Origin of the sequence: Paenibacillus sp. A3 (assembly GCF_001399685.1) — a bacterium.
GTDB lineage: Bacteria > Bacillota > Bacilli > Paenibacillales > NBRC-103111 > Paenibacillus_G.
Window position 1 is genome coordinate 1 of sequence record NZ_JTHN01000188.1, and the last position, 8,909, is coordinate 8,909.

Consider the following 8,909-nt stretch of genomic DNA (forward strand, 5'->3'; position numbering starts at 1 on the left):
TCATCGGCTTGCCGATGAAGATCCGGTCATGCATCGTCGAGGAAATGCCTTCTTCGTTCGTTAACAGTTCCTCGTACAGTTTCTCGCCTTCCCGCATGCCCGTAAATTCGATGTTGATGTCGATATTTGGCTCGAAACCGGACAAGCGGATCAAGTCGGCCGCCAGATCGTAAATCTTCACGGGCGCGCCCATATCCAGAATGAACACTTCGCCGCCCTTGGCAAAAGCGCCCGCCTGAATGACAAGCTGAACTGCCTCGGGAATCGTCATGAAGTAGCGCACCATCTCCGGATGGGTTACCGTCACCGGACCGCCTCGCTGAATCTGCTCCTTAAACCGGGGAATGACGCTGCCCCGGGAGCCCAGCACGTTGCCGAAGCGGACGGCGACGAACTTCGTTTGGCTCTGCTTGTCCAAGCTTTGAATGAACATCTCGGCGATCCGCTTCGTCGTCCCCATCACGCTCGTCGGATTCACCGCCTTGTCCGTGGAGATTAAGACGAACCGCTCCGCTTGGAACAGATCGGCGCACTCGGCGACATTTTTCGTGCCGAATACGTTATTCTTGACCGCCTCAGAAGGATTCCGCTCCATCAACGGCACATGCTTATGAGCTGCCGCATGGAAAACAACCTGCGGGCGATAATGGCTGAACATCTCCTCCAGCCTCGTCCGGTCCTGCACATCGGCAATGACCGTCTCCAATTCGAGCTCCGGCGCAAGCCGGCGCATCTCCATCTCAATCGTATAAATGCTGTTTTCGCCATGTCCCAGCAGCAGCAGCTTCCGGGGACGGAAAGGAGCGATCTGCCGGCACAGCTCCGAGCCGATCGAGCCGCCGGCGCCCGTAACGAGGACGATCTTATCTTCCACGTAATTGGCGATGCCGTCCAAATCCGTCTTGATCGGATCTCTTCCGAGCAAGTCCTCCACCTGCACGTCGCGCACTTGGTTTAAAGTGGTTTTGCCTGCAATAATCTCCTGCAGATGAGGAATAATTTTCAGGCGGGCTTTCGTTTGCTTACAAATGTTAATAATGTCGGTAATTTGCGTCTTGGACACCGAAGGCATCGCAATAATCACTTCGTCGATGCCGTGCTTTTCGACAATCGCCGGAATCTGTTCACGGCCGCCCAGTACTGGGAGACCGTACACTTGAAGCTTTTGCTTATAAGGATCGTCATCGACGAACGCAAACGGCATCGTGTCGTAATTCTCGTTGCTCTTCAGCTCCTTGGCAAACAGCGTTCCGCAGCTTCCCGCTCCGACGATGAGCGCCTTCTTCGGTTCGTCGGCCCCATGCGCCTGCCGCTTGCCGCCGAACTTGTCGCAGAACACTCTCCACACGAATCGGCTTCCGCCGAGCAGCAGCAGCATCGTTTCGGCGGTATGCAAGGCGATCGTGAACGAAACCGGCTGGGCCGAGATCGCATTCGTTGCCAAGTAAGACACCAGACTGCTGACCGCCACCGTTTTCGTCATCGAAATCAGCTCACCGATACTCGCATACTGCCAGATCCGGTTATACAGCTTGAAGAGAAACATAAACGCCGTGCTGACGATGGAAGATATCGCCCCATACAGCAGCCACAGCTGCATCTGATCGGCCGGAATAGAGCTTTTATACGAGAAGTAAAAGGCAAAGTAGACGCTGAGCCATACCATACCGAGATCGATTGCGACCAAAATTCCCGTTCTTTTGGAATAATTCATCGTTCTTCCTCCTACAGGTTTTATTCGTTGCCATAGTAATAATAGGCATTGCCGGATGGCCGGGAGATTCGGTTCAGCACGACACCCAGAAGGTTGGCCTGCACTAGCTCCAGCGAGTTTTTCGCTTTCTGCGCCATGTCCCGTTTGATTTTGCCGGAATCGATTACGAGAATAACGCCGTCGCACTTGGCCGCAATAATTTGCGAGTCGGTTACCGCAAGCACCGGAGGGGTATCGAGCAGGACGATGTCATATTGCCGTTTTAGTTCTTCCAGCAGTCCGGTCATTTTTTGCGAAGCGAGAATCTCCGACGGATTAGGCGGAATAGAACCCGAGGTCATCACCTCCAGATTCGGAATATCAGTTTCCTTGACCGCCATGTCCAGCGTACATTGAGAGGTAAGCATATCCGTCAGTCCGTACCGGTTGGATAGATGGAACGTATGATGCGCCGTCGGCTTGCGCAGGTCGGCATCGATCAGCAGCACCTTCTTATTCGATTGGGCGTATACGACAGCCAGATTATTGATTGTCGTCGATTTCCCCTCCATTGGACTGGAAGAAGTCACCATTAACGTCCGGTACAGCCGGTCGACGGATGAAAACTGGATATTCGTGCGCAGCGTCCGGTAGGATTCGGATATGGGCGATTTGGGATGGCTGTGCGCAATGACGGGACGCCGCTTATCGGATCTGGACATTCGATAGTTCACCGACCTTTCGCTCGGAGGATAAGGACCCTTTGTTCGTTTCCAGATCCTGTTCGTCGATTTGGGTAATTAAAGCGAGCGTCGGCAGGCCCAGATAGCGTTGGACGTCCGCTTCCGTTTTAATCGTATCGTCCATATATTCCAGCAAAAAGGCTAGCCCGACGGAAAGCATAAGCGAAGCAAGAAAACCGAGCGCGATATTCAATAACGGGTCCGGTTTAATGGGACGGGGCTGTTTGACCGGATCGGCTTGGTTCAACAAAATCACATTGTCGACCTTCATGATTTTCGGAATTTGGCTTTGAAACACTTGGAACACGGCATTGACAATATGGGCTGCCTTCTCGTAGGACGAATCCTGAATCGAGATGGTGAGCACCTGGGTCTCGTTCACCGAGCTCAGCTTGATCTTGTTAATCAACTGCTCGGAGGTCATGCCGAATTCGGGATGCTCCTTCGCCACAATGTCCATAATGGCCGGGGTCTTAATAATTTCCTTGTAAGTCGTGACGAGCGAAATATTCGTATTGACGGAATTTAAGTCCAATTTCACAACACCGGCTTGATCGGGCGATGAGTTAATAATCAGCTTCGTCGAAGCTTCATACACGGGCTTCATGAAAAAATAGCTCACGATTCCGGCAGCCGTACAACTAATCGCGACGATGAGAACAATCAGCCATAGACGTTTGCGCAATACACTCATCACCGCTTTTAAATCGAAATCCATGGTCACGTTATAGATAGCCTCGCTTTCGTTTGATGTAATTTTCCCGGTTGTTCTTTATAACGAACGATTCCTCCTAAAAAAACTTGGTAGTTGGGTAAAGAACAAGCTCTTGCGAACTTTCGGAACCGGCCTCCAAATCTCAAAGCTCCGGTCGTTGAGCAAAGATTCCGCATTATGCTGGTAATACTTCACATAATCACCTCCGAGCTTTTCATTCACGATGCCATAGGCCCGCTGCAAATGAAACGGGCGGCGAACGGCATCATGCGCATCCGACGCGATAAAATGCACCAGATTTCTTCGGCATAGCTCTAAAGCAACCGAGCGGACCTGAGGTCCGAAATAACCCGTTATGGAATGGGAAGTCACTTGCGCCAGAGCGCCGTACTCGACCAGCTTCAGCAGCTTGTCCGGCTGCTCCGCGATTTCCTTATTGCGTTCCGGATGGGCGATGACCGCCGTCAGGTTGCGGATCGAAAGCTCGTGAAGGATCTCCTCGACCCGTTCGGGAAGCTTGGACGACGGGAATTCGATCAAGATGTAGGATGACCCGTTCAGAGTCAACAATTGATTGCCATAAAAATCTTCTAGCCACTGCGGGTGAGTATGAATCTCTTGACCGCTGCAAATCGTTAAAGGGATCTGGTGCCGTAAGAGCTGTTCCTGAAACAACGACACCGCCGTTTCGACAGTTTGTGCAGGATTACAATAGCTGCCCTTTCGATGATGAGGCGTGGCGACGATCGTCGATATCCCTTCCTGAACGGCCAGGCGAGCGAGCTCAAGCGACTGCTCCAGGCTGGCAGGACCATCATCCAAACCATGAAGAACGTGACTATGTATGTCGATCAATGTCTGCTTCCTCCTGCTTATACCGGCTATGTAAATTATGGCACATTTTCAAAGCGAACGATGAGGGAACAGAGTTGTGTATTTGATTAGTTAAAAATGATTATTTTTCAATTATGGATATAGGATTTAACAGGTTCTTAATGTAATAAAAGATACAATTTACGAAAGGTTTCACCCATTAAATGTAACGTATTGCATAAACTTTATTAAATATATACATAAATTTACATTCATAGTTTTTTAAAGAATGAAAGCGTTTTTGTTTTTCATGAAAATGGAGAAAAGCTCTTTCATTAAAAGGGCTCACGAGGATTTTTAAAAAAATATGAATTCACCCCGTTTGGGTATATTTGGAATACAAAATTTGGTCGATTTTGGGACTTTGGATTGACTTCAGGTAAAAACACCCAATAGCTTGGGCAAATTGGAAAAAACTAAGCCCGCTCACTCCTCCCTGCAAAACGAACTATGTCTGGGTCATTGAACACATTTTTTGCTTCCCCCTAAGACCCAGAAATAGGAAAGGCACCCAGCTCTTGAATGCCGGATGCCCTCGATTTTCAGTTTAAAGCTTGCGCCAAACGAATAAGCAAATCCCCGAGCTCTGCCGGGATTTTCTTTCCTCTTAATGCCGAAACTTCATGGATATAGGCGTGAATTTGCTTATGCTCCAGCTTTTTCACCAACGAATTAACTACGCCGTGGCCGCCCGGTCCTGTCACCAACTGGCGCGTCACGTTCGCAAGACTCCCATAGGTAACCTGTACCGTATACGTTGCGGTGGTGACCGTCGTATGGCCCGCTTGATCCTGAGCCGTGGCCGTCACGGTGCCTGTGCCAAGCGGGAGTTTATATCCCGGCTGATCGATCAGCGGACCGCCGCAAGAGCTGTACACGACGCCGGATACCGTATCCGTGGCCGAACAAACAACCAATACCCGTTGATCGACCGTGTACTCGCCTGCACCGGTCCACTGTACTACCGGCGGCGTTTTGTCGATGGAGATGACAACCGATTGCGACGGTTCCGTATTGCCTGCTTTATCGGTTGAACGGAACAATATCGTGTGCGCTCCTTCCTTTTTTATGAGCAACGGGTCCCGGTATAGCTGCCACTGGCTTCCGCCGTTCAGGCTGTATTCCGTCCGTTCGATACCCGACTGCTCGTCTGCCGCCGCAAGCTTTAGCGTCACGTCGGATACAAACCAGCCGCCCCGCCGCTCCCCTTCCAGCGTCGCCGTCGTGACAGGGGCTTCCCGGTCCGTCTCGTTGGCCACTGTTATTTTATTGCTCGCTGCGCTTTCGTTATGCAATCGGTCGCTGGCTGTCACCACGTAAGTGTATGTCTTTCCGTCTGCCGCTATCGGATCTACAAGCTTCTGCACGGCATCATTTCCAGCTTTGCGTACCGAGGCGACAATCGCTTCGGGATGATCTACTCCAGGGACAGGGACCTCTTCCCCCTCGAAGCGGTAAACCACATAATAGGTCTCATCCTGAGAACCGCTGCCTTCCCAGGTCAGCTCCACTCCGCCCTCCTGGCGTACCGCAGCTTGCAGAACCGGCGCCGCAGGCGCTTGCGCATCCAGCCAAGGCATAGCGGGTATGAGCGCCCGATGCGAGTACAAGTCTTGCTTCAGGCGGTTTCCGAACCCGAGCGGATTGGCAAGCAAATCTTTGGCCGAGAAAAACATACTGCCGCGGATCGTTTCAAAGTTTCGGTTAAAGACAAGCTGGTTAGGCAGTTCGTCCGGCTTCTGCCATGCCGGGTCCGCCGAGCCGATCCGGTATGGCGCCTGCCCGATGTACAGGTGAACGTTCTTCCCTTGCGTTTCCTTGGTCCACCAATCGATCAGCTTCTCGTATGCGGCCGGCGAATAACCGAAGTTCCAGTAAATTTGCGGAGTAATGTAGTCCAGCCAGCCTTGCTGTATCCAAGTTCTCGTGTCCGCGTACAAATCGTCATAATTCCGCAGGCCGTTCGTGTCCGAGCCCGTAGGGTCATCCGCTTTGTTTCTCCATATTCCAAAAGGACTGATGCCGAATTTGACATGACTTTTTTCACGGTGGATTGCCGAGTTCAACTGCTGAACAAGTCCATTGACATTGTTTCTCCGCCAATCGGCCTTATTGCCGAATCCTTCGCCATATTGCCGATATGTGTCTTCATCGGGAAAATCGACGCCGGCTGCAGGATATGGATAAAAATAGTCATCCATATGAACTCCGTCAATGTCGTAGTTTTTCACCACCTCAAGCACGCTTCCGATGACAAAATCTTTCACCGCCGGAATCCCGGGATTATACAGCAGCCTTCCCCCGTAGGCCACAACCCAATCCGGATGCTGCCGGGCCGGATGGTCCGCCACGAGCTTATCGATCCGGTCCTGCATGCTGACCCGGTAAGGATTGAACCAGGCATGAAACTCCAAGTTCCGCTTATGAGCTTCCTCGACCATAAAAGCCAATGGATCGTACCCGGGATCTTTGCCTTGAACGCCGGTCAGCCACTCCGACCATGGCCCGTATTTCGACGGATAGAACGCATCAGCCGTCGGCTTCACCTGCACGATCACGGCGTTCATTCCGAGGGCTTGAAGCTCATCCAGCATCCGGGCAAAATCACGCTTCTGCTCCTCGGGCGTCACGACTCCCTTTTTCGGCCAGTCGATATTTTCCACCGAGGCAATCCAAGCGGCTCTCAGCTCCCGTTTCGGCATCGCGGTCGGTTGGTTGACGACAAGCATTTTATCGCTGGATTTCCCCCCGTAGCTGGCCGTAATTCGCGTGGCTCCTACTTTCAATGCCGTTACGGTACCGTTCGAATCAACCCGCGCTACCTCGGGATTGCTGCTCTTATAGGCCGAACTTCCTGTAACGTCGACCGGCTCATTCATCAATGAATAGGTAGCGCTTACTTTGGCTTGCTGCGTTTGTCCTACATTCATGGCCTTGATTTCGGCCAGCTCGATTTTTTGCAAAACCGGTACCGGCTTTTTAACCGTAAGCGTATAGCTTGAGGTCTGGCCGCCGAAGCTTGCCGTAATGACGGTTTCCCCGTCCTTCATCGCCTTGAGCTTCCCGGTCGTGTCGATTGCTGCGACCTCAGGATTGCTGCTTTGGTAGGAAATGCCGCTGACGATCTCTATAGGCTCGCTATTGGAAGGATACGCAGCAAATACTTTAACCGTATCGCTATCCCCCACCGTCAGCGTGCCGGATGCCGATAGCTCAATGCTTCGCGGCATCGGAGCCTCCGCCGTCACCGTCAAGGAGAACAGAGCCTGCGGCGCACTTGCCGTCGTGGCCGAGATCGTCGTCGTCCCGGGCTGCAGCGCCTTGACCAGACCGGACTCGTCGATCGTCGCTATGGTTGGATCGCTGCTCGCATAGACGACTCCACCCGTAACTTCAATCGGCTCCGGACTCCCGCTATACGTTCCGTACACCTTAGCCTGCAAGGTATCACCGCTTTTCATCGGCGCCAGACCGCGAAAATCCAGCGCATACAAACTTAAATCGGCATAAAAAGCGCTTAGCCGGTCAAAATACAAGGTGCCCCCGTTTTTATTATTGTCATTGGTTTCGACGATATAGATTTGGGTTAGCTTCATGGGCGGCTGCATCCCCGCAGGGACGGATGCCGTGACGTATTTCCAGCCTGTCCAGCTCAACCCGCCGCTTCCCGTAAAATCGGTTGTCGTCTTTTTGCCGGTAGCATCCTGGAGCTGAGCCCGCAGCCAGTGATTGTTTCCGTCCCCGTATACCCACATGCCGAACTTTTGTGGGGAACCTTCCAATGTACGTCCTCCAGAGCCATCGGCGTCCTTAAAATTAATATAGGCCGCAGAGGTGCCAATCGTCCCGGCAAAATCATAAGCAAGCGCCCCGGAGCGGTATCCGTTTCTTACAGGACCCGGTCTCCCGGACATCGTCAAGATAACCGCATTTGCCCTGACCGAAGAGGCATAAAGGTTTGCCCCGTTCTCGAAGTCCTCGATCGATACGGAGGAGGTGGTCGTCAGAGACGTAGCTTCGTTTTTCTCTTCCGCGTAAGCAAAGTTATTATCTCCATGTGCCGCAGGAAACATCATATTAATAAGCAATAAAACGATAATGAAAGCGATTCCATTTTTGCTTATAAAAAAACTTTTGCTTTCCATCGAATCCCCTCCGCAGCCTGATAATGAATCGTTATTCCTTGCTATTGCCGAGTTTCTTTTTCGGTCAGCTCTGTATCCCTCTCTTCCCATGCTATGTACGCGTTAAAGATAATCTTCTGCTACAGTTAAAAAAAAACACAAAAAAAGAACCCCAGTTGAGGTTCTTCTTCTGTGCTTGGCGACGTCCTACTCTCCCAGGACCCTGCGGTCCAAGTACCATCGGCGCTGGAAGGCTTAACGGTCGTGTTCGGGATGGGTACGCGTGGTTCCCTTCCGCCATCATCACCAAACCTAAAAGTTTCGCGCAGCGAAACTCGCTACGGAAGCTTGGATTTTTCGAAGCGTTACTGCTCCGAAAAATTGCTGCGAGAAAATATCCATCCTTAGAAAGGATGTGCAGCTCAGGATTTGCGCCCTGAAAACTGGATCGAAACAAAGCGTTCCGATATATCTTTTCTCGCTCCGTTGACTGCGTCAAAAGTCGCTCCTAAAAGATATATCTTCACTGGTAACCAAACCTTAGTCGCTTCCGAAGGGATCTTCGGAAGTCTTATTGGATAAGCCCTCGACCGATTAGTATTCGTCAGCTGCACACGTTGCCGTGCTTCCACCCCGAACCTATCAACCTCGTCGTCTACAAGGGGTCTTACATACTGGGAAATCTCATCTTGAGGGGGGCTTCACGCTTAGATGCTTTCAGCGCTTATCCCTTCCGTACTTGGCTATCCAGCCGTGCTCCT

Annotated in this window: 5 protein-coding genes and 2 rRNA genes; all 7 read right to left on the reverse strand. The window is 51.7% G+C overall.

All coding sequences use genetic code 11. The annotated features are described in order from the left end of the window. On the reverse strand, nt 1-1,714 hold a 1,714-nt coding region (locus QJ48_RS26090), incomplete at its 3' end, for a nucleoside-diphosphate sugar epimerase/dehydratase (protein WP_054976329.1). A 20-nt stretch (nt 1,715-1,734) separates the two neighbouring features. Continuing rightward, nucleotides 1,735-2,415: a CpsD/CapB family tyrosine-protein kinase gene (locus tag QJ48_RS26095; protein ID WP_054976330.1), complete on the reverse strand. Its 681-nt coding sequence runs from the start codon at nt 2,413-2,415 to the stop codon at nt 1,735-1,737. Further along, entirely contained in the window at nt 2,399-3,154 is a 756-nt protein-coding gene (locus QJ48_RS26100; protein WP_193394502.1) for a YveK family protein, read from the reverse strand. The genes QJ48_RS26095 and QJ48_RS26100 overlap by 17 nt, the downstream gene beginning before the upstream one ends. A gap of 54 nt (nt 3,155-3,208) precedes the next feature. After that, nucleotides 3,209-4,006, reverse strand: a complete 798-nt coding sequence (locus QJ48_RS26105; RefSeq protein ID WP_054976332.1) for a tyrosine-protein phosphatase — start codon at nt 4,004-4,006, stop codon at nt 3,209-3,211. Nucleotides 4,007-4,566: 560 nt separating this feature from the next. Beyond that, complete coding sequence (locus QJ48_RS26110; protein WP_054976333.1) at nt 4,567-8,169, reverse strand: family 10 glycosylhydrolase; 3,603 nt, start codon at nt 8,167-8,169, stop codon at nt 4,567-4,569. A gap of 173 nt (nt 8,170-8,342) precedes the next feature. Next, nucleotides 8,343-8,459, reverse strand: a 5S ribosomal RNA gene (gene rrf / locus QJ48_RS26115). A gap of 263 nt (nt 8,460-8,722) precedes the next feature. Further along, nucleotides 8,723-8,909: ribosomal RNA gene (locus tag QJ48_RS26120) — 23S ribosomal RNA — on the reverse strand; the annotation flags it as partial.